Origin of the sequence: Sphingomonas sp. PvP056 (assembly GCF_040549155.1) — a bacterium.
Lineage (GTDB): Bacteria > Pseudomonadota > Alphaproteobacteria > Sphingomonadales > Sphingomonadaceae > Sphingomonas.
In genome coordinates this window covers 276,789-302,459 of record NZ_JBEPST010000007.1, presented here as the reverse complement: position 1 = coordinate 302,459, position 25,671 = coordinate 276,789, and the positions used below count along the sequence as shown (strand labels likewise).

16 protein-coding genes are annotated in these 25,671 nt (G+C 62.8%); 10 read left to right on the top strand and 6 right to left on the bottom strand.

All coding sequences use genetic code 11. The features are described 5' to 3' along the window. Positions 1 to 41: 41 nt before the first annotated feature. Both ABIC17_RS17065 and ABIC17_RS17060 read right to left on the bottom strand, forming a co-directional pair. Positions 42 to 674 carry a tyrosine-type recombinase/integrase gene (locus tag ABIC17_RS17065; protein WP_354283832.1) on the bottom strand — a complete coding sequence of 211 codons (633 nt, stop codon included), beginning with the start codon at positions 672 to 674 and terminating at the stop codon, positions 42 to 44. Positions 675 to 969: 295 nt separating this feature from the next. Further along, positions 970 to 2,025, bottom strand: coding sequence for a LacI family DNA-binding transcriptional regulator (locus ABIC17_RS17060; protein ID WP_354283830.1), 1,056 nt, complete (start codon positions 2,023 to 2,025; stop codon positions 970 to 972). A gap of 135 nt (positions 2,026 to 2,160) precedes the next feature. On the opposite strand from ABIC17_RS17060, the gene ABIC17_RS17055 reads away from it, so the two are divergent. The 8 genes from ABIC17_RS17055 to ABIC17_RS17020 all read left to right on the top strand — a co-directional run bounded on the left by ABIC17_RS17055 (position 2,161) and on the right by ABIC17_RS17020 (position 16,882). Further along, the gene (locus ABIC17_RS17055) at positions 2,161 to 4,203 is read left to right on the top strand and encodes a glycoside hydrolase family 31 protein (RefSeq protein WP_354283828.1); all 2,043 of its coding nucleotides are present in this window, start codon (positions 2,161 to 2,163) and stop codon (positions 4,201 to 4,203) included. A 51-nt stretch (positions 4,204 to 4,254) separates the two neighbouring features. Then, the gene (locus ABIC17_RS17050; protein ID WP_354283826.1) at positions 4,255 to 5,646 is read left to right on the top strand and encodes an MFS transporter; all 1,392 of its coding nucleotides are present in this window, start codon (positions 4,255 to 4,257) and stop codon (positions 5,644 to 5,646) included. A gap of 32 nt (positions 5,647 to 5,678) precedes the next feature. After that, positions 5,679 to 8,318, top strand: a complete 2,640-nt coding sequence (locus ABIC17_RS17045; RefSeq protein ID WP_354283824.1) for a cellulosome protein — start codon at positions 5,679 to 5,681, stop codon at positions 8,316 to 8,318. 30 nt (positions 8,319 to 8,348) lie between these two features. After that, complete coding sequence (locus ABIC17_RS17040; RefSeq protein ID WP_354283822.1) at positions 8,349 to 11,120, top strand: TonB-dependent receptor; 2,772 nt, start codon at positions 8,349 to 8,351, stop codon at positions 11,118 to 11,120. 315 nt (positions 11,121 to 11,435) lie between these two features. Next, entirely contained in the window at positions 11,436 to 13,454 is a 2,019-nt protein-coding gene (locus ABIC17_RS17035; RefSeq protein ID WP_354283820.1) for a beta-galactosidase, read from the top strand. Between the two features lie 39 nt (positions 13,455 to 13,493). Further along, positions 13,494 to 16,160 (top strand): glycoside hydrolase family 31 protein, encoded by a 2,667-nt coding sequence (locus ABIC17_RS17030; protein ID WP_354283818.1) that lies wholly within the window; start codon positions 13,494 to 13,496, stop codon positions 16,158 to 16,160. Positions 16,161 to 16,220: 60 nt separating this feature from the next. After that, positions 16,221 to 16,586 (top strand): hypothetical protein, encoded by a 366-nt coding sequence (locus tag ABIC17_RS17025; protein ID WP_354283816.1) that lies wholly within the window; start codon positions 16,221 to 16,223, stop codon positions 16,584 to 16,586. Then, on the top strand, positions 16,535 to 16,882 hold the full coding sequence (locus ABIC17_RS17020) for a hypothetical protein (protein WP_354283814.1): 348 nt from the start codon (positions 16,535 to 16,537) through the stop codon (positions 16,880 to 16,882). Before ABIC17_RS17025 ends, ABIC17_RS17020 begins: the two co-directional genes overlap by 52 nt. Before the next feature lie 452 nt (positions 16,883 to 17,334). Here the strand turns inward: ABIC17_RS17020 and ABIC17_RS17015 are convergent, their stop codons facing one another. Continuing rightward, positions 17,335 to 18,231, bottom strand: a complete 897-nt coding sequence (locus ABIC17_RS17015) for an AraC family transcriptional regulator (protein WP_354283813.1) — start codon at positions 18,229 to 18,231, stop codon at positions 17,335 to 17,337. A 152-nt stretch (positions 18,232 to 18,383) separates the two neighbouring features. On the opposite strand from ABIC17_RS17015, the gene ABIC17_RS17010 reads away from it, so the two are divergent. Further along, entirely contained in the window at positions 18,384 to 19,109 is a 726-nt protein-coding gene (locus ABIC17_RS17010; RefSeq protein WP_354283812.1) for an SDR family oxidoreductase, read from the top strand. A gap of 106 nt (positions 19,110 to 19,215) precedes the next feature. Here the strand turns inward: ABIC17_RS17010 and ABIC17_RS17005 are convergent, their stop codons facing one another. The 3 genes from ABIC17_RS17005 to ABIC17_RS16995 form a co-directional block, all read right to left on the bottom strand. Beyond that, positions 19,216 to 20,106 (bottom strand): NAD-dependent epimerase/dehydratase family protein, encoded by an 891-nt coding sequence (locus ABIC17_RS17005; RefSeq protein WP_354283810.1) that lies wholly within the window; start codon positions 20,104 to 20,106, stop codon positions 19,216 to 19,218. 100 nt (positions 20,107 to 20,206) lie between these two features. Further along, entirely contained in the window at positions 20,207 to 21,115 is a 909-nt protein-coding gene (locus ABIC17_RS17000) for a LysR family transcriptional regulator (protein WP_354283808.1), read from the bottom strand. A gap of 401 nt (positions 21,116 to 21,516) precedes the next feature. Next, complete coding sequence (locus ABIC17_RS16995; protein ID WP_354283806.1) at positions 21,517 to 22,893, bottom strand: alpha-N-arabinofuranosidase; 1,377 nt, start codon at positions 22,891 to 22,893, stop codon at positions 21,517 to 21,519. A 1,187-nt stretch (positions 22,894 to 24,080) separates the two neighbouring features. Between ABIC17_RS16995 and ABIC17_RS16990 the strand changes: the two genes are divergently transcribed. After that, positions 24,081 to 25,541 carry a diguanylate cyclase domain-containing protein gene (locus tag ABIC17_RS16990; protein WP_354283868.1) on the top strand — a complete coding sequence of 487 codons (1,461 nt, stop codon included), beginning with the start codon at positions 24,081 to 24,083 and terminating at the stop codon, positions 25,539 to 25,541. Positions 25,542 to 25,671: the final 130 nt, after the last annotated feature.

Sequence of the window (25,671 nt, the reverse complement as noted above, 5' to 3'; positions counted from 1 at the left end):
TAAGCGGGGAAGCGCACCTGAACGTCCGGTTGTGGGTCGTCTCAGACCTCGGTGCGTTCGGCCAGTTCCAAAGCGTCTTCGACATCCACGCCGAGGTAGCGGACGGTACTTTCAATCTTCGCATGGCCGAGAAGAATTTGAACTGCGCGTAGATTGCCCGTCGCCTTGTAGATGATCGAGGCTTTGGTGCGTCGAAGGGAGTGAGTGCCGTAATCCTCGGCTTGGAGGCCGATGCCGACAATCCATTCGCGAACAAGGCGGGCATACTGCCTTGTGCTCATGTGCCCCATATAGTCGTTACGGCTTGGGAAGACGAAATCGTCCAATGTGCCGCCACGGCGTTCAAGCCATGCGAACAGGGTTTTACGGGCAGGTTCAACGATCTCGAACTGCACGGGTCGTTTCGTCTTTTGCTGAACCACGATCGCGCGATCCCGAATGCGGCCACCGGCAACGATGTCGCCGATGCGGACTTTCACAACATCGCAACCGCGCAGCTTGCTGTCGATCGCGAAATCGAAAAGCGCTCGATCCCGTAGACGTCGGTGCTGGTCGAGCCAGAAGCGAATAGCCCAAACTTGTTGCGGTTTCAGTGCGCGCTTCGCCCCAAGCACACGGCCCTCGTTCCAAGGGCGAAGTTCTTGAAAGGCTGGATCTAACCAGGAATGCCCCATCGCTTGTCTCCACGGTGCAAAGTGAGCGCCGCAGGGTACACCGGGAAGGGCGAAGTAGCCGTTTGCATTTATGGTTGGCGAACCGCCGGTGAACGAACGGCCGAGATCGAGCTGTTGGAAGCAGATGGCGTGCGGCCGCGTCTGGATCGAATGGGTTCAAACTTAATGGTCAATATGTGAACCCCAAATTGATTAGATACTGATCGGCGGCTAGCTGTCATCGCCGACCGCCTTGCTCATCAGATGTCCTTGAGTAGGTAGGCTACAGCTGGCATTGGCTGACCGTATTAGGTCTTCAGAGCTGGGCATTCGATTCCAGCGTCAATGACGTTTGAGGATCATGGCTGCTACCCAACTCCAAACCCATGGGCCATCGCCGTTGGAGGTGGGGAAAGTCAGCGTTCATGGGATCAGCTAGTGTTGCGACCACCGCCTCTGAAAGCGCCAGGCCAAGTGCCTCAAGGTCGAGTTTAAAACACGTAAGTTTGGGTAAAAGACTTCGGCAGGCGGGATTGTCGCGCAGACCGATCACGGCAATATCCCGCCCGGGCTCAAGATGAAGTTGGCGAAGCGCACGGTAGGCTCCCACCGGAGCGGTTTCCCCCATCAACAGCAGTGCCGATGGCTTGTCGCGCAACATCATTAGCTCGCGTGCAGCGGACTCGCCGTCGACTTCATCGGTGTCGCCATGATGCACAAGGTCAGGATCCCAATCGATACCCGCATTTTCCAGCGCTGATTTATAAGAATCGATGACGATTTGACTGTTGTTGATCGTGGCTGGCGGGGCGACCAGTCCGATGCGTCGATGTCCGGCTGCAGCGAACAGCGCGATCGCATCCGCAACGACTGCCTCGAAATCAAGATCGATCCACGCGAACGGGCGCGCCGTGTCCGATCGGCCAAGCGCGACGAAGGGGATGTTGCGGTTTTGCAGGAACGCGATGCGGTCGTCATGGACTTGCGTTGCCGACAGCAGCCAGGCGTCGACGGTCCCGCGAGACACGTGGCGGCGCAGGAAGGTGAGAGCGTCCTCGCCCTTGCGCGCGAGTAGGATCACGAGGTCCAGCCCGTGCTTGTCCAATCCGCTTTGAACGCCTTCCCACAAGGCCATGAAGAAAGGCTCGCCATATACCGCGCTGTCATGTTCCAGCGTGAGCATGAAGCCGACTGTGCTGGTACGGCCGCTGCGCAACGTCCGCCCCGACTGGTTCGGCGTATAGCCGAGCGCGTCCGCAGCCGCGATGACTCGCTGGCGTGTCTGGGGGTTGACGTCCTTGCGGTCGTTCAGCGCACGCGAAACCGTGCCGATCGATAGGCCAAGGTGATTGGCCAGAGAACGGATATCCATTCCCGTTCAATTGAGCCTGTCACGCCATTACGCAAGCGGATTGACAACCGATTGGGAAGCCATCACAAACGCCACCGAAAACGTTTACGGTCGCGATCGAGACGACCCGCCAAAAACAATTCGGAGGATGACTGGTTGGATACGCTCATTCTGGAACCGCGCGCGATCGCATGGTCGTATGACGGTGCGTGGCTGCGGATCGAGGCGCATGGTCGCGACGGGTTGCGGTTGCGCGCGTCCGCGCATGCCGAGCGTCCGGCGAGCGCTGGCGCCTTGCTCGACGTTGCAACACCCGATCCCGTAATCAGCCGGAATGGTGCCGTCGCATGGATCGCGAACGGCAAGATCGTGGCCGAAGTCGATCTACAGGGACGGGTTCGTTTTCTCGATTCCAACGGTCGGCTGTTGCTCGAGGAGAAGTGGCGGCAGCGCGATACGGTGACGAAGTTCTGGACGGTCGGAACCGAGGACGTCCGCACCATCAGCGCACTCGGCATCGCCGGCCGCGAGTTCAAGCCGGTTTCGGGCGAGGTGTCGCACATCACGGTTCGGTTCGAAGCGAAGCCGGGCGAGCGCCTGTTCGGCATGGGGCAGTATCAGCAGCCCAATCTCGATCTGGCGGGCTGCTCGCTCGAACTGGCACAGCGCAATTCACAAGCGAGCGTGCCCTATGTCGTGTCGAGCGAAGGCTATGGCCTGCTGTGGAACAGCCCCGCGATCGGGGACGTGTGTTTCGCCGCCAACGGCGCAACCTGGACCTCGCGCGCGGCGCGCGAAGTGGATTACTGGATCACCGCCGCCGATACGCCGGCCGGGGTGGTCCGCAATTACGCGGCCGTCACCGGCACGGTGCCGACCATGCCGGATTTCGCGCTGGGCCTCTGGCAAAGCAAGCTGCGCTACCGCACGCAGGACGAACTGCTGGCGGTCGCTCGCGAATATCGCGATCGCGGAATTCCGCTTGCGGTGATCGTCGCGGATTTCTTCCATTGGCCGGTGCAGGGAGACTGGCGGTTCGATCCGCGCGAATGGCCCGATCCCGCCGCGATGACCGCAGAATTGAAAGCGATGGGCACCGAGCTGCTGGTATCGGTCTGGCCGACCGTCGACCCACGATCCGAGAATTACGCGGAGATGGCCGAGAAGGGCTATCTCGTCCGAAGCAAGCGCGGCGTCGATGTGCAGCAGGAGTTCCTCGGGAATACGCGCTTCATCGACACGACGCACCCCGGAGCGCGTGCGTTGCTGTGGGATCGACTGAAGCGCAATTATCGCGAGCTCGGTGTGCGGCTGTTCTGGCTGGACGAAGCCGAGCCCGAATATGGCGCGTATGATTTCGACAATTACCGCTATCACGCGGGTGAGGTGCTGGCGGTCGGCAATGCCTATCCGCTGCACTTTGCGCAGGTCGTGGCGGACGGGATGCGCGCCGAAGGTGAGGGCGATGTCGTCAGCCTGGTCCGCTGTGCCTGGGCAGGAAGCCAGCGTCATGGCGCGCTGGTCTGGTCGGGTGACATCCACAGCTCGTTCGATGCGATGCGCAACCAGTTGAGCGCCGGGCTCAATATGGGGATGGCGGGGATTCCGTGGTGGACCACCGATATCGGCGGTTTCCATGGCGGGAATGTCGAGGACCCGGCCTTTCATGAATTGATGGTGCGCTGGTTCCAATGGGCCGTCTTCACGCCCGTCCTGCGGATGCACGGCCACCGCGACCCGATCACCCCGCCGGCCGAGCCGTTCCGCGACGGCGTGGCGCAATGCGACACGGGTGCCGGAAACGAACTGTGGAGTTTCGGCGAGCCGGTCTATCAGATCCTCAGCCGCTACGCCGCCCTGCGCGAACGATTGCGCCCCTATGTCGCAGGATTGATGGCCGAGGCCCATACGCACGGCGACCCGCTGATGCGACCGATGTTCTACGATCACCCGGGCGACGAACGCTCCTGGACGCTAGACGACCAATATATGTTCGGGCCGGATCTGCTGGTCGCACCGATCCTCGCCGCAGGCGTGACCGAGCGCGACGTCTGGTTGCCGTCCGGCGACTGGGTGGATGCCTGGACCGGGGAAGCCCGGTCCGGCGGAGCGAGCATCCGCTGCCCCGCACCGTTGCACCAAATTCCGGTGTTCGTCCGCGCGGGTGCGGCAGTGGCGGCGGCATTCGCCGACGCCTGAAATCGACCGGACACGCGCAAAGCGGCCGACGAGTGGAGAGGAAGGATGGCAATGACAGCGTTAGCGCAGGACGGCAGTGGAAGCGGGACCGTCCCGCTCGTGACCACGCCCGCGGAGCGCGTGCCGTTCTTCGAGAAGGTCTGTTACGGCTTTGGCGACGCTGGCGGCACGATCATCACCGGACTGATCGCCAACTTCCTCACCTTTTATTACACCGACGTGTTCGGGCTGGCGCCGGGCATCGTCGGGATCCTGTTCCTGTCGCTGCGGGTGTTCGATGCGGTTTCGGACCCGCTGATCGGCATCATGGCGGATCGCACGTACACGCGCTGGGGCAAGTTCCGCCCGTATCTGTTGTGGACCGCGATCCCGGTCGGCCTCAGTTGCTTCCTGACCTTCCAGTCCCCCGACTTCGGTTATGACGGAAAGGTCGCTTATGCGGCAGCGACCTATTTCCTGCTCGCCTTCTTCTATTCGCTCAACAACGTGCCCTATTGCGCGCTGATCACGCGGATGACCGACAGCGCGCGCGAAGGCGTATCGTGCCAGTCGGTGCGCTTCGCGATGGTCGCGGTGGCATCGTTCGCGGTTTCGGTCGGGCTGCCGATCATGGTGCGGCAGCTTGGCGGCGGGGACGTCGCGCGCGGATACCGCGACGGTGTGGCGATCCTGTCGCTTGCCGCAGTGGCGATGTTCCTGATCTGCTTCCTGTTCGTGCGCGAGCGCGTGCCGGAAACCGGCGCCGAGGAGCCGCCGTTGCGGGTCGCGATCGCCAATACGCTCAAGAACGACCAGCTTCGCCTGACTTTCCTGATGACCCTGCTGTTGATCAGCATCTTCAACACCAAGGGCGGCGCGGCCCTCTATTTCATCACTTATGTGCTGGGCGGCGACGCCACCTATCAGGCGTTGTTCTTCGGCACCGCCACCGCGGGCGGGTTGCTCGGGTCGATCGTCGTGCAGGCCTTCACGCGCCGCTTCGACGTCAAGACGGTGTACGTCTGGGTCAACCTCGTGCTCGTCGTCGGGCATTTCGGCGCGTATTTCGTGCCGGGCAGCTATCCCGCGCTGTGGCTGGTGCTGGTCGGACTGTGCTGCACGGTGCTGGGCTGCACGCTGCCGTTGCACTTCACGCTGATTCAACTGGCGGATCAATATGGCGAGTGGAAGCTCGGCATGCGCTCGTCGGGGATGAGCTTCGCGTTCAACCAGTTCTTCGTGAAGCTCGCGTGGGCGCTGGCGGGCGCGCTGATCAGCGGTGTGCTGGTGATCGTGTCGTACAAGGCGGGGGCCGGCAACCAGACGCCATCGTCGCTGACCGGTATCCGCCTGCTCTCCACCGTGATTCCCGGCTTGCTGCACCTCGCGCTCGCGCTCACCGCCAGCCGCCTGATCCTCAACCGCGCGACGATCGACCGCATGACCGCGGCACGCGCGGCATGACCCCCTCCCTCTACCCAGCGGAATTTCCCCTTATGCGCCCAACGCGATCCCGTTCCTCCGCCAGACTGCTGATTGCGGTATTGCTCGGCTCCGCGGCGCTGCCGGTTGCCGCGCAAACCGCGCCAGAGCAACTCACGGTCGATCTCGGGAGTGATACCGGGCCGTTCCACGGCGGGGCCTCGGGCACGTTGTACGGCCTCTACGACGCCCGCTTGCCGCATCCCAACCTCATCGAGGGGATCGCGCTGCGTACCGTGTCGACCAAGGCGCAGGACGGACCGCAGCATCCCGGCGCGGACGCGCTTGAAGTCTCGACGCTGCTGACCGACGCATCGGGTGGCGACACCTACATCTACATGACCGACATCAACCGCGAGTTTCCCTACAATTGGAAAAACGGTGACTGCGCGCAATCGGTGACCGCCTATCTCGAGAAACTGCGGATGCAGGCGCAGCAAGTGCGCGGCATGGCACCGCGCTATCGCGACCGGATCGTCTTCGCCCCCTTCAACGAGCCTGAGGGGAACATGTTCGGGGACGGGCCCAAGAGCTGCAACGGGATCAAGTGGCAGACCAACCCCGCCGCCTTCTTCGACGCGTGGGACCGCGCCTATCGGCTGATCCGCCAGGTCGTTCCCGGCGCGCGGATCGCTGGCCCGAACACCAGCATCCTCTACGACGAGGTCGAGGGATTTTTGAAACACACGGTCGCGCAAGATACGGTGCCGGACGTCGTGACGTGGCACGAACTGAGCAATCCCGCGACCGTGCGCACCAGCGTGCGGCGCTATCGCGGCTGGGAGGACAAGGTGTTCGCCGGAACGCGCTGGCAGGGGCGGCACCTGCCGATCAACATCAACGAATATGCGTATAATTATCACACCTCGGTGCCCGGCCAGATGGTCCAGTGGATCGCCGCGATCGAGGATTCGAAGATCGACGCGGACATCGCTTATTGGAACATCGACGGCAATCTGAGCGACTCCGCGGTCCAGGCAAACCGTGGCAATGGCCAGTGGTGGCTGCTCAACAGCTATGCGACGATGAGCGGGCACAGCCTCGCCGTCACCCCGCCACACCCGGACGAAAGCTACACGCTACAGGGCGTCGCCACGCTCGATCCCGCGCGGCGGCAGATGCGGTTGCTGTTCGGCGGTAAAACCGGCGCGGCGGGGGTATCGCTTACGCGGATCCCGGCGTGGTTCGGCACGACGGCGCGCGTGCGCGTGCGCGAGATCGGCTGGACCGGACCGCTTGGCGATGCGCGTCCGCCCGCGCTGGTCGCGGATCGCGGCGTCGTGGTTCGCGGCGGCGCGGTACGCCTCGCGTTCGGGGACGGCACGCTTCCGACGCTGCGCGAGGAAGCAGCATATGAAGTCGTGCTGACCCTGGGTGAGGGGGGCGCGCAAGGCGACGCCCCGACCGCCGGGTGGCGGCAGGATTACGAAGCCGAGCAGGCCAAGCGGCGCGGCACCGGGTTGAAGCTGCGGGGCCCGGAAGGATCGCCCAAGGCGGTCGACCGGTTCTACACCTCGGGCGGCTATTCGGTCGAAGGGTTCGCGACCGGGAACGATGCCGCGCTCGACTTCGCGGTCGATGTGCCGAAGGACGGACGTTACGCCCTGCGGGTCCTGGCCAGCACGTTCAACAAGGACCCCGAGGCCGAGGCGCAGGGGCCGACCAACGTGTTCCTGCAGGTCGACGGCAAGGCGGCGAACGAGGCCGAACTGTTGCTGCCGCTCGGCTACAAGCCGTCGGTGCTCGACCATGTCGATACGGTGCTATCGCTCAAGCGCGGGCGCCATGTGCTGACACTCGCCACGAAGAGCCTCGACGGGCGGCGGCAGACGATCGGCAATGCGCTGGTCGATCGCATCACGCTCGCGACCGCACCAGCCTCGGGGCAGGCGACCGTCTATGACGCAATCGATGCGACCGCAAAGAACGGGGCGCTGACCTTCTGGGTCTATGCCGCCCGGGACGGGCTGGCCCGGCTGTCGCTGGAGGAGGGCGGTAGCGCCACGCTGCAGGTCAACGGTCGCGATCTCGCCGCCGGTGGTGCGGCGGATGCGTTCCTGCTCGGCGGGATCAACAAGGTCGTGGTGCGCGGCGCGACCCGGGCCCGGCGGCTCAGCGTCACCGAAGCGACGACTGGCACCGGTCGCAGCTACGAAGCCGAGGCAGGACAGGTCGCGGGTACCGCGCGGATCGCAGCGGCATCGCTGGCGCAGGGCGGACGCGCGGTGTTCGACATCGGCGGCGCGCCGGGCAACGGCAACACGCTGACGTTCCCGGCGGTTACGGTCGAAACGGCGGGCGATTACGCACTGACGATCCGTTTCTCGAACGACGAGCAGTCCAAGGCGACGCATTACAATCCCGACCCGCTCGCGCGGATCGCGCGCATTTCGGTCAACGGCGCTGCACCGGTGCTGGCGACGTTCCCCAACAGCTTCCACCGCAACAATTGGTGGGAGATGACCGTCCCGGTCACGCTGCGTGCGGGCACCAATGCGATCCGCATCGCGGGCGAGGAACAGCCCGACTGGGACGGCAAAACCTACGCGTCGCAAGTGTGGCCGCAAGTGCTGCTGCGCTCGAAATACGCCCCCAACATCGACCGGATCACCGTCACCCGCTTGCCGGGAAGCGCCCCGTTAACGGCCAATTAAACCAACCATAAAATCCAAGGGAGGAAAGAAATGAACCTGAAAGCGCTCGCCCGTCTGTCGGCATCCACCGCGACCCTGATGATCCTTGCGGCGGCCGGCCCCGCCTTTGCCCAGCAACAGCAGCCCATGCAGCCCGCTCCGCCCGAGGCCGAGACCGACAGCATCGCGGTTCCCGCGACACCCACCGCCGCCGCAGGCGCGCCGGGGGAGGATATCGTCGTCACCGGTCTCCGCCGCAGCCTGAGCAGCGCGCAGAACATCAAGCGCAACTCCGACGCGATCGTCGACGCGCTGGTCGCCGAGGATATCGGCAAGTTCCCCGACAACAATGCCTCGGAAGCGATCGCGCGGATCACCGGCGTGCAGGTGACGCGCTATCTCGACGAGGCGAACGGTGTGCTGATCCGCGGCCTGCCCAACGTGCAGACGACGGTGCAGGGGCGCGAGATCTTCACTGCCGACGGTCGCTCGGTCTCGATCCAGGATTTCCCGGCGCAGGCATTGTCGCGCGTCGAGGTCTACAAGGCGACGACCGCCGACAATCTGGAAGGCGGGATCGCCGGGCTGATCGACGTTGGCCTGCGCCGTCCATTCGACTTCAAGGGCTTTGAACTCGCCGGGGCCGCGCGTGGTGTCTACAACACGGAATCGCGGAAACTCGATCCGATCGGCAGCCTGCTGATCAGCGACCGCTGGCAGACCGGCATCGGCGAGATCGGCGCACTGGTGAATGTGTCCTTCACCCAGACGCGCTATCTCAACTCGATCCGCTATCAGGGTTTCCAGGACAACGTCCCTGCTGCGCAGCAGATCCTGCCCGCATCGGTCGGGCGCAACTTCACCTTTCCGCAGGATATCGGGCTGTTCTACGGTCGCGGTACCCGCCAGCGTCCCTCGGTCAACGGGTCGTTGCAGTGGAAGCCTGCCGACAATCTGATGATCTACGCCGACGGGCTGTGGCTGGCGTATCGCAACAAGAACGCGAACGACTTCTTCGGCGTGCCGATCCAGTCGAGCACCACCGGCGGCAATCCGCCGACGATCCGAAACGCGGTGTTGACGCAGAACGGCACGACGCTCGCCTCGTTCGATACGGATCTCGGCATCGTCAACGGGCCGACCAAACAGTCCGGGCGCAACAATACCGACACGTTCCAGGGCGCGCTGGGCACGAAGTGGGACATCGGCAACGCCGTCATCACCAGTGATCTGGCGTACACCAAGTCGATCGTCGACAACACCTATTACGAGTTCCAGACGCAGCTCGCCAACCCGCTGTCGTTGGCGGTGCGGCTGAATGCCAATAGGAGCGTCGACTTCACCCCGAGCGGCGTCGATTTCGCGGACCCGGCCAGTTACTACATGCGCGGCCTGTACGAGAACCGTCAGCGTTCGGAAGGGCAGCAGTGGCAATGGCAAGGCAACATCGCGCTCGACACCGGGTCGTCGCTCTTCCCCAAATTCCAGTTCGGCCTGCGCTACGCCGATCGCACCGCCAGTTCGGTTTATGGCGATCGCAACGCCTCGCTCGCCAGTCTTCGCGATCCGATCTCGCGCGTGCCCGGCGTCTCGGACGGCGCGGTCATCGCGCCGGGGTTCCACAATGACGACGTGCAACAGTTCCGGTCGTGGTTCGCCCCCAATGCGAACATCCTGAACGACCGCATCGATGACGTCCGCGACTATGTTCGCGGTGCGCTGGTCCGTTCGGGTGCGGATGCGGGAACGCAGGCGTCCTGGGCTTCGGGCCGGCCGATGCTCAATCCGCTTTCCGCGTTCAAGGCGCGCGAGCAGGTGTTCACCAGCTATGCCCAGGTGAAATACGCCTTCGACCTCGGCATCCCGATCGACGGTGCGATCGGTTCGCGCGTCATCATCACGCGCAACAAGCTGAACGGCACCAATTCGATCCCGACCGCGACCGGCACCGCGCTGGTGCCGATCGATGCCTCGCAGCAATATATCGATATCCTGCCGAACATCAGCGCGCAGCTGCATTTCACCGACAAGCTCAAGCTGCGCCTGTCGCGCACGCAGGCGCTGAGCCGACCGGGTTTCAACCAGATCAACCCGACGCTGACCGTTCAGCAGGGGACGATCGGCGGGAATCTCTCCTACACCGGCAACGGCGGCAACCCGAACCTGCAACCGATCCGCTCGAACAATTACGATGCGTCGCTGGAATATTACTTCTCGCGGACCGGATCGGTCTCCGTCGCGGGCTTCTATCGGGAGATCGACGGCTTCATCAACTCGCTGCCGGAGGTGGTGAGCGTGCAGCCGTTCGGTGACATTCTGGTGTATCGTCCGTCGAACGCCGGGTCCGGCAAGATCAAGGGCATCGAAGCCGCCGCGACGACATTCTTCGACTTCCTGCCGGGAGCGCTCCGCGGTTTTGGCGCGCAGGCGAACTTCACCTATATCGATGGCGAACAAACGCTTCCGTCCGCTGCGAATTTTACCGGTGGACGCAACACCTTGCCGGGTGTGTCAAAGTATAGCTTCAACGTGATCGGCTTGTACGAGCTCGGACCGACGAGCGTGCGGCTCGCCTACAACTACCGCAGCGCCAACGTCGATGGCTTCGGGGCACCGGGCGTGTTCACCACCGTCTATTCGGGTGCGGTCGGTCGTCTCGATCTGTCGGCCAGTTACAATCTGACGGAGAAGGTGACGTTCACGATTGACGCAACCAACCTGCTGCAGACGCCTTATTACAGCTACGTCAAATCGCCCGAGTATCCACGCGACGTGCGGTGGGAGGCCAGTTTGATCTCCGCTGGGGTTCGCTTCCGGCTGTAAGTCTTGACGTAGGAGGGCGGGAGGTCGCTCTCCTACGGTAGACGTTCCGGATTGGTAAACGAGGTGTCGGCGCGCCTCGATTTAGCGAGTGATTGATCGCCGTTTGAGTTGGCCTCGCTCGTCAGACGCTCTACCGGTACGTCAAAGCTAAAAGCGAGATCCGACGGCACTGCGAGACGCTTATCGTCTAGCGCGCCTGACAGCTCGAAATCGATAACAAGTGGGGGATTGATGGTAGAAGTAAATAGCGTGCGGCGGTGCTTGAAAACGCTCGCAATGGCTATCGTGGCGGTGCCAGCCACGGCGCAAGCGCAGATGCCTGATACTATCCTCTACGGTGTCGCTTATTATGACGAGTACACGCCGGTCGACCGCGTCGATGAGGACGCGCGTATGATGAAGGCGGCGGGGATCAGCGTCGTTCGCATCGCGGAGTCGACATGGGGCACGCTGGAACCACAGCCCGGGGTCTTCGATTTCAGCCACGTCGATCGCATGCTCGCCGCGATGCACAAGCAGGGCATCAAGGTGATTGTCGGAACGCCGACCTATGCGATACCGACCTGGCTCGCGCGCCAGCATCCCAACGTGCTCGTCGTTGGGCGCGACGGAGTCCGCGCGCAATATGGCACCCGGCAGAACATGGACATCACCGATCCTGACTACCGGGCGGCGGCCGAGCGGGTGATTGTCGCGCTGGTGGACCATGTGAAGGATCATCCCGCGGTGATCGGCTATCAGCTCGACAACGAGACCAAGCCCTATGGCACCAGCGGTCCGGCGGTGCAGGCGGCGTTCGTCCAATCGATCAAGGCGAAATGGCCGAGCCTCGATGCCCTGAACGCGGCGTGGGGTCTCAATTACTGGTCCAACCGGATCAACCGGTGGGAAGACTTTCCGTCGACCAACGGCTCGATCAACGCCAGCATGTCGAACGCCTTCGCCGCCTATCAACGCAGCCTCGTGACCGATTTCCTGGCGTGGCAAGCCAAACTCGTACGTGCGCATGCCCGGCCCGGGCAGTTCATGACGCAGAATTTCGACCTGGGCTGGCGGGAGGGGTCCTATGGCATCCAGCCGGAGGTCGACCATTGGAAGGCTGCGCGGTCGCTCGATATTGCGGGCATCGACATCTATCATCCAACCCAGGACAAGCTGACCGGCGCGGAGATCGCCTTTGGCGGCGACGAGGCGCGCTCGATCCGCAACGGGCAGAACTATCTCGTGCTGGAAACCGAGGCGCAGGGTTTTCCGCAATGGACGCCCTATCCGGGCCAGCTTCGTCTCCAGGCGTTCAGCCATCTCGCCTCGGGCGCGCAAATGGTCGAATACTGGCACTGGGCCACGACCGCGAATGCGGCCGAGACCTACTGGCGCGGGCTGCTGTCGCAGGACTACAAGCCCAATGCGGAGTATGCGGCGGCCAAGGGGATCGGCGCCGAGATCGCTCGCCTGGGCCCGAAGCTGGCCGGGATGAAAAAGCACAATCAGGTCGCCGTCTACGTCAGCAACGCCGCCCAAACGGCGTTCAATGCGTTCAAGCCGGACGGCGTGGAATACAACCAGGTGCTTCGCCCCTTCTACGACGCCCTTTATCGGATGAACGTCGAGACCGACATCGTTTCACCCGACAGCACGCAAAAGCTAGATCAGTACAAGCTCATCGTCGTGCCCGCACTGTACGTGGCGAGCGATGCCGAGATCGCGCGGCTGAACGACTATGCGAAGCGCGGCGGCCACCTGCTCTACACCTTCAAGAGCGGCTTTTCGGACGAGAATACGAAGGTCCGCTACGCCTCGCAGCCCGGCGCGATCGCCGAGGCGGCAGGCGTCACCTATCAGGAGTTCACGATCCCCGTGGGGGTCACGCTCGCGGGCAATCCGTTCGGGGTTGCGGATGCCGACAACGCGCCACGCTGGTGGATGGAGATGCTGAAGCCCACCACCGCCGAGGTCGTGGCGCGCTATCAGCATCCGTCATGGCCGGCTGCTGCTGCGATGACCCGCAACCATTGGGGCAAAGGCGAGGTCAGCTATGTTGGCTTCATGCCGAGCGACCCGCTGACCGAGAAGATCGTCGCCGCCGAAGTCACGCGTGCAGGCGTCGCGCCATCGGTCGCGGGCGTGCAATTCCCGCTGATCGTGCGCGGCGGCACGCTGAAGAATGGCCATACCGTCCGGTACGTGCTCAACTACTCGGCTCTGCCACAGCATGTGACTGCGCCGGCCGCGGGCACCGAACTGCTGCATGGGCGCAAGGTGCAGCGTGGCGGGAAGATCGACCTCGCCGCCTGGGACGTCGCGATCATTGAGGAAGATGGACGGCCCGACTGATGGCCGAGCCGTGCAGAAACGAAGCGAACGGGAGGTTGCGTGACAGACGAGAAAACGCCGCGTAGCTGGGCGATTACCCGGCGGGCGCTGCTCAGCAGCGGTGCGGGCGCGGCGATCGTGGCGAGCGGCGCGGTGCAGGCCGCGACGCGGAGCGTTGCCACGGATTTCGTGATCTCCTCGGGGGAATTGGCGATTACCGTCGCGGCACTCAGCGATCGCGCGTTCCGCGTCCGCGTTGCGCCCGTTGGAGCGCCTCCCGCAGCGCCCAGCGAAATGCTCGTGCCCATCGCGAAGCCGCCAATCCCCAGGCGCTCGCACGAAGGCGGCCGAACGCGGCTGACGCTCCCGCACGCGCAATGCGTGTGGGACGAAGCGACGGGATGTCTGTCGTTCCATGACGGAGCGGGCAAGCTGCTCCTCAGCGAAGCGCCCGGATCGCGCCACTTCGCACCATCGACGATCGGAACCGAGCCGACCCTTGCGGTAACGCAGGGTTTCGCCAGCCCGCCCGATGAACGCCTCTACGGCACCGGCTGCTTCCAGGACGGCCATCTCGATATCCGGGGTCTGCCGCGCCGGCTGACCCAGGTGAATACGCAGATCAGCCAGCCGTTCGTGCTGTCGAGCAAAGGCTATGGTCTGCTATGGCACAATCCCGGCATGGCAGAGCTGAACCGGCCGGACCGCCCGATCACATTGGTCCGACAGGCGGCAGCAGGCGCCGCGCGCATGGCCGATGTCACCACGTCCACCGGCAATGCCCGGGTCCGGCGCCGCGATGCCGAATTCATCGGGAAGTTTACGGTCCCGCGGGATGGCCGATATGCGTTCCTGCTCAATCTCGGTCGCAAGATGTCTTCGCGCCATTATGTGGAGGTCGACGGCGAGCCAATGACGGACCTCGCCAATCTTTGGCTGCCACCGACTGCCAGCTTCATTGGTGCGCTTGCCGCGGGAGAGCACAGCGTGCTGGTGCGAGCGAGCGACGAGGATGTGCCGGTGCTCACCTTCGCTCCGGTAGACGATCGCACGACCTGGTCATCGCCCGTATCCGAGGGCATCGACTATGTCGTGATTGCCGGACCTACGGCGGCGGACGTCATGGCGGGCTATCACGCCGTGCTGGGCCCGCAGCCGATGATGCCGCTGTGGGCGCTCGGCTACATTCATTGCCGCGAGCGGTTTCACTCGTCGGCCGAGATACTGGCGACGGCGCGCGAATTCCGCGCCCGCAAGCTTCCTTGCGACATGATGGTGCAGGATTGGCAATATTGGGGAAAGTATGGCTGGAATGCCATGCGCTTCGACGAGGACCATTATCCCGACCCTGCGGGCCTCGTGCGGGAGCTGCATGCGACGGACATGCGCCTGATGCTGTCGGTCTGGTCCAAGGTCGGTAAAGAAACCGAACTGGGCAAGGATGTCGCAGCCAAGGGCTTCTACATTCCCGGGACCGAATGGATCGATTTCTTTAATCCCGTCGCCGCGCGCTTCTATGCCCGGCAGCAGACTCAAAAGCTCGGTTCCCTTGGTATCGATGCCTGGTGGCAGGACGCGACCGAGCCCGAGAATGACGATCTGGCCGGACGGCCGATTTATGCGGCACCGGGCAAGACCCAGCCGGGCGAAAAACGCCGTAACCTCTACCCACTGCAAGTCAGCCGTACGGTCTATGAGGCGCAGCGGCGGGCCTATCCCGACAAGCGCGTCATGATCCTGACCCGATCGGCCGCCCCCGGTCAGCAGCGTTACGGCGCGGCCACATGGTCGGGCGACATCGGTCACGATTGGGAGACGCTCAAACGCCAGATCCCCGCCGGACTCAACATGGCGGCAGCAGGCCAGGCCTGGTGGACCGTCGACGCAGGCGGCTTCTTTCGGCCGGGGCAGGGGCAATATACGGACCCTGCCTATCAGGAACGGTTCCTGCGCTGGTTCCAGTTCGCAACCTTCCTGCCGTTGACACGCGTCCACGGCTACATGACCGATACCGAGTTCTGGCGATATGGCGAGACGGTGGAGCGCGTCGCGCGCTTCTACCTCGAACTCCGCTATCGCTTGTTGCCCTACACCTACGCTTTGGCAGCAGAAGCTTCGACGGCCGGAATGCCGTTGATACGGCCGCTGGTGTTCGACTTCCCCAACGATCCGGAAGCCCTGGATCAGGTTCACGCTTATATGTTCGGCAGCGCCCTTCATGTCGCGCCGGTGCTGGCCGCCGACGTGAAGACCTGGGACGTATATCTGCCGATTTCAGAGGGGGGCTGGTACGATTTCTGGACCGGCGAGCATCGACGGGGCGGGCGGACGCACAGCGTTTCGGTGGCGCTGGACCGTATTCCGCTTCACGTGCGGGCAGGTAGTATCCTGCCGCTGGGACCGGTCGGTCAGTCGACCGCAGGGCTGCTCGGTGGCGCGCTCGATCTTCTGGTGTACCCGGGTCGGGACGGCACCGGCTCGTTGTACGAGGATGACGGGCTATCCTATCGCTACGAGCAAGGTGCGGCGGCGCGCACGACCCTAAAATGGGAGCAGGCAGCAGGCTTGCTTACGCTCGGCTCGCGGCGGGGGACGTATCCTGGCATGCCGAATAGTCGAGCGATCCACGTTCACTTGATGCGTCCGGGGAGGTCCGCGCTTTACGAAACTGCGGGTGCGGCGGTGCAGTATGACGGGTGCGCCAAGAAGGTAACCGTGAGGACTTAGTCTCCGATATCCTTGGTTCATCGAATTTACGACGCGACGAGTACCGGTTGGACCGGTCTGTTGCAAAGGTCCGCCGTCTCTTCCAGGCTGACCCTGTCGCTCGATTACTGGCACTACAAGTACAAGAACCAGATCCAGCTGAAGAACGGGCAGGCGGTGATCAACGCCGACCCCAACGGCCCGAACGTCATCCGGGATGGCAGCGGCGTGGCGCAGTCGATCGTCATCTCCTCGTACAACGCGCCGAGCGGGACCGGGACGTCAGGGATCGACGCGGCGGCCAGCTATCGCTTCGACATCGGCGCGGCGCGGCGCGGATCACGGTGCGCGACAACCTCAGCTATCTCGCGACGTATGACGTCGATACGAGGGCGGTGGTCTACGACGGCGTCCGGCATCGCAGCAATTACCAGACCTCGCCGCTGACGTCGGCCGCGACACCGCGCTGGCGCAACATCGCGGGGATCGACCTTTCGCTTGGCGATCATTTCCTGTCGGGCACGTGGCGCTATGTCTCGAGCGTCATCGACGATTACCAGCAGGTCGTTAGTGCCCCGACCGTTTCGCGGGTTGGGGCATGGGCCGTGTTCGACGTGCAATATGGTCTGCAGTTCGGCGCGGAAAAGCAGTATGAGCTAACGCTGGGCATGATAAACGCGTTCGACAAGGCACCCGCCAAGGCACTGTACACCGGGTACCTCTCGACCCTTGGCAATCCATAAGGGCGGCAGGCGTATGTCCGGATTGGCGTAAAATTCTAAGATGTAAGGGCGCCAAATACGGTCGATCGGGGTGGTCTCGTGGAACGTCAACCGAATGGCTTGGTTCACAGTTGGCATGGAAACGGTGAACTATAAGTTTTAATGCCGTCTGCCGCCTCAGTGCGGTAGCGCGAGAGTCTGGCCAGCTACGTCTTGCAAATCGTGCGGTATTGCTCAGCGTCCTATGTTGCTTGAGGCTCGTCGCTTCTTAAGGTCCTTCGATAGCTATGCGCTGTCCGCTTGCGAGATCTAAGCCTAACGTCAAACGCCGTTCGTTGGCACTTTCGCCATTCGTGAGCCAAAATCCCAGCGGAAAAAGCGATCATAACCCGGACATGAACGAGCGTCCGAAGTTGGGGGTGAGAGGAGGAGCGTAAATGGCCGATTATGGGTCGAATTGGAAATAGGCGGGACTACACAGGCGTCAGTAAATTGCCGCTGCGTTGCAGCTGTTCGATGTCACGACGGGGCGGCGCGCCAAACAAGCGCGCATATTCCCGATTGAACTGCGACGGGCTTTCGTAGCCGACGGCAAAACCCGCGCCACTCGCGGTCGTGCCCCCGGACAGCATCAGGCGCCGTGCCTCCTGCAGGCGCAGCTGCTTTTGGTACTCCAGCGGGGTCATTCTCGTTACAGCCTTGAAGTGTTCGTACAGCGACGACGGGCTCATGCCCGCGGCGGTGGCGATGTCCCCGATGCGGAGCGGCCGGTCGAACCCCGTGCGGATCGTCGCGATGGCGCGGCTGACCTGGTTGAGATGGCTGTCGGCGACCGCCATGTAGCGAAGCGCGGGCCCGTGGGGCCCCTTCAACAAACGATACAGGATCTCCCGCTCGATCAGCGGCGCGAGCGCGGCGATGCTATCGGGCTGGTCCAGCAAACGCACCAGCCGGCAAGCCGCATCGATCAGATCGTCGTCGCTGCGATAGACCGCAAGAGCCGGCAGATCGGCTTTCGGTGCCCGGGCGCCTTCGGCAAGGATGAGGTCCGCCAGCACCGCCTGGTCGATGTCGATCTTGCAGCAAAGGTACGGAGCGTCCCGCTCAGCCTGGATGACGTGTCCGACGAGCGGCAGGTCAACCGAGACCAGCAGGTAATGCGCGGCATCGTAGAGAAGGCTGTGTCCGCCAAGCGAGACCCGCTTGGTGCCCTGGGCGATTATGCAAAGCGACGCATCGTAGACGGCGGGCAAGGGGACGGTCGGCTCGTCGGCCCGGAAAAGCGATAACCGATCGATTGCCGTACTGACCATACCGGTTCGGGGAATGTGGTGTGCAGCCAGCGCGGCCAGATCTGCGATCGTGCTCATTGAGGGTCTGTGTCCGCTGTTACGGGCCTCGGCAAGCGTGGCGCACCTTGTTCCGGAGAATCGTGCAAGGATCGCGGCGGATCGGTCTTACGCCGGCCGATGGTTCGGTTCCATCTGTGCCCAGCCTTCATGGCCACAGGAAAGGACTCATCATGAACGACGTCATCGACAAGACCGTACTGATCAGCGGCGCTTCCAGCGGTATTGGCGAAGCCACCGTGCGGGAACTGGCGGGCAGGGGCGCGCGCCTCTTCATCGGTGCGCGCAGGACCGAGCGGCTCGAAGCGCTTGCGGCAGAATTGGGCGCGAATGTCGCGTGGCACGCGCTGGACGTGACCGATGCATCGAGCTTCGCCGCCTTCGCCGACGCGGCGGAAGCGCGGTTCGGGCGCGTGGACGTGCTGATCAACAATGCCGGCGTGATGCCGCTGTCGCCACTCGCCGCGCTGAAGCAGGATGAGTGGACGCGGATGATCGACGTCAACGTTCACGGCGTGCTGAACGGGATCGCGGCCGTGCTGCCCCGGTTCATCGCGCAGAAGGCGGGTCACGTCGTGAACGTGGCATCGATCGCCGCACATTTCGTTATGCCGAGCGCCGCCGTCTACTGCGCGACCAAATATGCGGTCTGGGCGATCACCGAAGGGTTGCGTCAGGAGCATGACGACATTCGCACGACGATCATTTCCCCCGGGGTCGTGGCGACCGAACTGGGCAATGACATCACGGACCCGGCGATCGCCTCTGCACTGACCATTTGGCGGCAGAAGTCGCTCACCCCCGACGCGATCGCGCGGGCGATCCGCTACGCCCTGGAACAGCCCGAAGGGGTGGACATCAACGAGGTCATCGTCCGCCCAACCGCAGCCGGCATGTAGCCGTGTCACGCTACCAGTCCGGGCGGACTTTCGGGCTGCCCGGACTGGTGTCGAGGTGAACGGCTGTCTGCGATCGAGACGACCCGATCATCGCAACGACGTGCGGTCAGGCGGCTGACCCGGCGTAGAAGCGCAGTTCCTCGAGGATCGAATGCCGCGACGGACGCCAACCAAGCGTGCGTTCGGCGCGTTCGCCCGACACCAGCTGGTCGCACGCGATCGCATCCGCGAAGCCCCCGAGCGACTGCCGAGCCTCTTCCAGCGGCCATTCCGCCACCCGGCCCGCGGCGCCCGCACCCTCGCTGGCGGCGCGTGCGATGTCGATCAGCGGGATAGCGGCGCCGTGCGCGCCGTTGAAGATCGAGGCCGCCGGCGCCTTCTCGAGCGCGAGCAGATACAGCTCGGCGAGATCGTCGACATGCACGCACGTCCAGCGGTTCCGCCCGTTGCCGACGTACCGCGCGGCGCCATGGTCCTGCGCCGAACCGTACATCATCATCGTGGTCCAGGCGTAGTTGCCGTAGACCCAGGCGGGACGAATGATGATGCCGTGAACGCCATCGGCCGCGGCGCCGAGGATCTCCGCTTCGAGCGCCTGGCGAAAGCGCACCATTTCCAGCGGATCGAGCGGGCTATCCTCTGTTGCGGGCCTATCGCCAGTGGCGCCGTACAGGAAACAGCCGCTCGTATAGACAAAGCGCCTTGACGTGCCGCGCAGCGCATCGATGATCGCGCGGGTCGCCACTTCGTCATAAGCCGCGCTGTTCTGGTCGTTCGGCGACGCGGCATGGACGACCGCATCGACGCTCTGGACAGCGTTGGCGATGCTGACCGCATCGCCGAGGTCGCCTTGGACCGTTTGATAGCCCATGTCGGTCAGCCTGACCGCGCTCGCCTCCGAACGCGCAAGCCCGACCACGTCATGCCCCGCCACGGTCAATCGACGTGCGACCGCCCCGCCGATCAATCCCGTAGCACCCGTTACCATTACACGCATGTCAGCATCCCATTGCTTCTGTGCCGCGAGGTAGAGCGGAACTGGGGCGCTGCGGAAAATCGCAAAAGTTGATACGCCGGTATCAGCGAGGACGATGGCGTCAGGCCGACGCGGCGATCCCGGCAATGCAGTCGCGAAGCCAGACCGTAGCGGGATGGTCATTTACCCGCCGATGCCACATCATCGCCAGCGGCCAGTCCGGCAACGCGACCGGCGGCTCATGCACGACAATACCCAGATTGGCCGCGGCGAACCGCCGGGCGACGCGCGCGGCAAGCGTCGCGATCAGGTCGGTGTCAGCGACGACGAACGGCGCGACCAGAAACTGCGGCAGGCTCAGCACGACACGGCGCGCCAGTCCAAGTGCCGCAAGCTTGCGGTCGACCAGCCCCGCACGATCCCCCTCGGGCGATACCAGGAGATGGGGCGCCGCCGCGAACGCCGCGACGTCGGCCTCGTTCGCAAAGGCCGGATGCCCGGGCCGGGCGATGCAGACGAAACCTTCGCGTAGCAGCGGGCGTGTCAGGATGCGTGCCGAGGCGTCGATGGGAACGCTGAGTGCGAGGCTCGCCTCGCCACTGTCGAGGAGATCGACGACCTCGTCCTTGCCAAAAATCCCGCGGACCCGCACCTCGAGACGAGGCGCTTCGATGGTTAGCTTCGCCAGTAGCGTAGGCAGCAGGACGAAGGCCGCATAGTCGGTCATGGCGATCGTGACGACATGATCGGCGGTTCCCGGATCGAAACCGTCGTCTTGCAGGACGGTCCGCATCAGACGAAGCGCAGCCGCGATCGGGCCGGCCAAATCATCGGCGCGGGGTGTCGGTTGCATTCCCGTCGACGACCGCACGAACAGTTCGTCGTCGAGCATCTCGCGCAGGCGCGTGAGTGCACCGCTCATCGCCGGCTGACTCAGACCGATACGCTGGCCCGCACGGGTGACGTGGCGTTCCGCGTAGAGGGCATCGAACGCCTTTAACAGGTTCAGGTCGAAGCCAGCTATATCCATTCGACGGGCATAGAAGGATGCGGCCGGCGGGGGAAGGAGAGCGGGGGTTCGGTAAAAGCCCGCTTTTTCCAGAGGATCGCCGAAATCTGGGCGGCGACCCGCTTTAAGTTGCGCCTGCTAGGGGCATAAACAAATGTACAAATTGGGGAAGCGAAAACCGCTCGGGAACGTCCATAACTGGGTCTTGCCGGCCACAGAGCTACTGGGCGGCTAACGACAATAGCGGACCTTGATTTTTCAGCGGAGTAGCGGCACCCCAAGAAGCGCCGGAAGGGGCATGTGCTTGACTGAATGTAGCGTTCTCCTCGCCTGACCCTGCAAACCGCACAATTTTCGTGAACGTCGTATCAATCACAAAGGGCGTCCTGCGGCGCTTTGTAACATACGTTACACCGCACCGCTTACTGCGTGACCGACAGCACCGTGACGGATCTCGGCGGTAGCGTCAGGCTGATCCGCCCGTTGCTGACGCGGGCAGCAATCTGCCGCGGCACGACCGTGTCCGGCTTGTCGTAGGTGTTGACGGCATCCACCCGGTCGGCGGTCAGCACCGTGCCGGATGCGGTCTGCGCCCGTATGCCCTGGAGCTGCGCATCGATTTGCGCCGGCGCGTTGGGGTCGACGTTCGTCAACGCGATCCATAGTTTTCCGTCTGCTGCGCGCGCGGCGATCGCGTCGATGCGCGGTAGGCTGACGTCGCCGAAACGATAGGTGCCCGCGTCAAAGGTGATCGGCAACCGCGTCGCATCTTGGAACGGCACGTACATCTTGAACAGATGGTAGGTAGGCGTCAGCACCATCTTCGGTCCGTCGGTCAAAATCATCGCCTGAAGCACGTTCACCATCTGGGCGATCGCGGTCATCCGAACGCGGTCGGCATGGCGCGTGAACATGTTCAGATTGATGGAGGCGATAATCGCGTCGCGGATCGAGTTCTGCTGATGCAGGAAACCGTCGCGGCTGCCGGGCAGCTTGGCCAGCCAGACGCCCCATTCGTCGATGACCAGCGGGACCTTTTTGGCCGGGTCGTACTTGTCCATGACGGCGGAGTGAATGCGGATCATATCCTCCATCTTCAGCGTGTCTTTGATCAGGGTCGCATATTCGCGCTCACCGAACCCAGTGCTGGCGTAGGTCGGCGGCCAGCTGACCCAGGTATAATTGTGCAGCGACAGCCCTTCGATGCTCCAGCTCCAGTCGTGTCCCTTCCATGCGCGCATCACCGCCTCGGTATAATCGGTCCCCGGCGATCCCGGCCCAACCGCGATGCGCTGCATCGGATTCGACCCGGCGACCGATCCGCCCGCCGGGTTGTCTGTGCCTTGCTGCTTGAGGTTCAGGTTGCGTGCGAAGCGGGCGTAGCGCTTCATCTCGTCAACGTAATATTCCGATCGATACGCGCCGCCGCAACTCCAGCTTTCGTTGCCGATACCAAGGAACTTCACCTGATAAGGATCGCGGTGACCGTTTGCGGCGCGCTCGGCGCCGGCAGTCGTGCCCGGATCGGCGGTCATATACGCCATCCAGTCGGCAGCTTCCTTGACGCTCCCCGATCCCATGTTGACGGAAATATAGGCCTCCGATCCGATTTGCTGGATGAAGTCAAAAAACTCGTCCGTGCCGAAATCATTCTTCTCGAGCGCGTTGCCCCAGCTGCCGTTGACGGTGACGGCACGCTTTGCTCGCGGACCAATGCCGTCGCGCCAATGATATTCGTCGGCGAAACAGCCGCCGGGCCAGCGTACGCTGGGGACTTTCAGCGCCTTTAGTGCAGTCACAACGTCGGTGCGTAAGCCGCGAACATTTGGGATAGCTGAACCCTCGCCAACCCATACGCCCCCATAAATCCCAGTGCCCAGATTCTCCGCAAACTGGCCGAAGATGTCGCGATTGATCTTGGGGCCGGTGCCATCCGCCGCGATCGAAACCGTAATCGGTACCGCTTGCGGAGGAGCTGAAGATGCCGAAGACGCAGCCATTGCTGCCGCGACCATACTGAAGAGCTTTCTCATGCCATCTTCCCCTTGCAGCCGCTTCGGACAGCCCGCAATTATCGGACATCATAACCCGAACTATTTACAGGAACAATTCCGCGTGTGTTGTCCCGAACTTGTCCCAACCCACAATTTTGTCACTACGTTATGCGGCCTAGGGCCACCTAAACTTTATCGAATTGCTCAAGTCGAGCGCAGCGCCACAAGACGTCGGCAACTGCATAAACCGATATGAACGCACCTGAATGAGAGTCTGAAGTTGGGCAGCGGGGGAGGGCGCGCGAATGCCCGACTATGGGTCTCTTCAGCCGTAAAGCGGACGCTACCGACCGGCAAACAATCGTCGACGAGGGAAGCACCCTCCCGAGACATTAAGATATGACAAAATCGCGGGGTTCACAGCTCCATTAATTCTGCAAGGATCAGGAAGGTTCACTCGCTTTTCGATGACAACCGGCAGCACGAGTTAACCTCTCCCCAGAGAGGCCTCGCTCGCTGCGTTAACCGGGCGAGGCAGTTGCGACTCTGCGACTTTGATTAACATTACGCAAAATTTCAATTAGCGTTGCTGACGTAAAAACCACCCGCAACGATAATGCGTTGCAGGTGTAATGATTACGGTCGTTGCTGATGTGGGCAAACAGCATGTTCTAGATACAAATCAAACCTTTACATAATCCTAACAGTTTGAACCTACTGATCACCGCAAGACATAATACCACCTGCTTACGGCATTGTTCAACGCTCGCGTACTGCCGCTCATGCGGTACAGGTGGCTGCCTTAGTCGCGTAGGAACTTTCCTAGCAGACGGGTCTGGTTGCCAGTAGAACGAACGCAAACGCTTAATCTTATTCTCCTACTGTACAACGCTGTGACAACCACCGATCGCCCACCCGTCCGCGACCTCCCCGACGGGACGTATGTCGAACTAGTTTCGAGCCTCTGCGGGACGCGGATGCCGGCGGTGATCATGTCCATCCTGTTTCTGATAGTGGGGGTGCAAAGCGCGCGGGCCGCGTCTGACCCTGCGCTGGCAGCGCTAGTAGCGGCCGGCGGGGTGGTAAGTGTTGCCCGGCTGGTCGTTTTGTTCTGTGGACGACGGATCTGTGACCGTACGGAAATGTCGCTGGTCAACGCGAAGCGGTTTGAACGCAAGTTTGCGCTTAGCTATTGTGGCTTCGCGGCAGTCTTTGGGGCCTTTGCTGCGCGGGCCTACATGCTTCCACTCGCGGAATGGCAGATGCCTATCGGCATTTTGGTCGTTGGCTATGCCGCGGGCGCTGCATCTACTGTCGCCATGCGTCCAAGTATCGTCGGCTGGAGCTTGGCTCTTTCGGTCATCCCCCCAAGTTGCGTCCTTTTGCTGCGTCAAGACGCGAATGCGCTTCTGTCCTCAGTGTGCCTGCTTGCCCTTCTTGCGGGTGGGTTACGTAGTGCGCGCCAACGCTACCGGTCGCAACGTTCTAAAACTACGACACGACAGGCGTTAGCCCACCAAGCGCAGACCGACCACCTTACCGGACTCGGGAACCGTCTTGCGCTCGTGCATGCGTTCGAAACGAACGGCGATGATGCGCGACCAGGACGAATCGCGCTCCATTATGTCGACCTAGACGAGTTCAAGCCAGTCAATGATCGGTTTGGGCATCACGCGGGTGACCGTCTTCTGTGCCTTGTTGGTGAGCGGCTACAGGCGTGTTGCTCCCCCGGCGACGTTGTTGTTCGGCTTGGGGGCGACGAATTCGTGCTGGCACAGCTCGACACCTCTGAGGACTACGACGTTGAGCAGCTAAGGGTACGGATCGAGAATTCTTTGAACGCGCCGTACGTCTTGGAAGGACGTTCAATAGACGTTGGCGCAAGCATAGGATCGAGCCGACATGCATCACGCGTTCAGACGCTGGACGCGCTCCTAATCGCCGCGGATATAGCGCTTAGCCAGAAGAAGGCCCAGCGGCACGCTGCGCGCAAACTGGTCGCGCCCCCCACCGCCTTCCCCGCCCACGGCGAGACCGACGAAGGCTTCGCCGTCAATGCCACCGAGGACGAGATTCGGGAGCGGGCACGACTGCTAGTCGAGGGTATCGCGGTAGCCATTTGGGAAAGTGCGCCGGACGGACTGATCGAAACGGATAGTCTTAGCTGGCGGACTTACACAGGTCAGAGCTATGACGATTGGAAAGGGTATGGCTGGGTAACTGCAATTCACCCCGACGACCGCATCGCTACGGTGCGAAAGTGGCGCGACACAGTCCATGATCAGCAATCGGTTGAAGCACAATACCGGCTTAGGCGGTGGGACGGCACGTACCGATGGATGCAGGTGTATGCGGTACCGTTGCGCAACGGCGACAGTTCAATCGTCCGGTGGCTGGGCATGAACATTGATATCGACGACCGTAAACTTACCGGGCTGTGGCAAATATCGTAGTGCGCCCGCGATGGCGACGGAAGGTGCCTGTGCCTTTCGTAGCGGATGCATAGACTCTCAAGAGAGCGGACCTGCTCAAGTGAACGAATGTCAGCTTCTAGCAAGCGCTCAGTTGGCTGTGAGTGGCCGG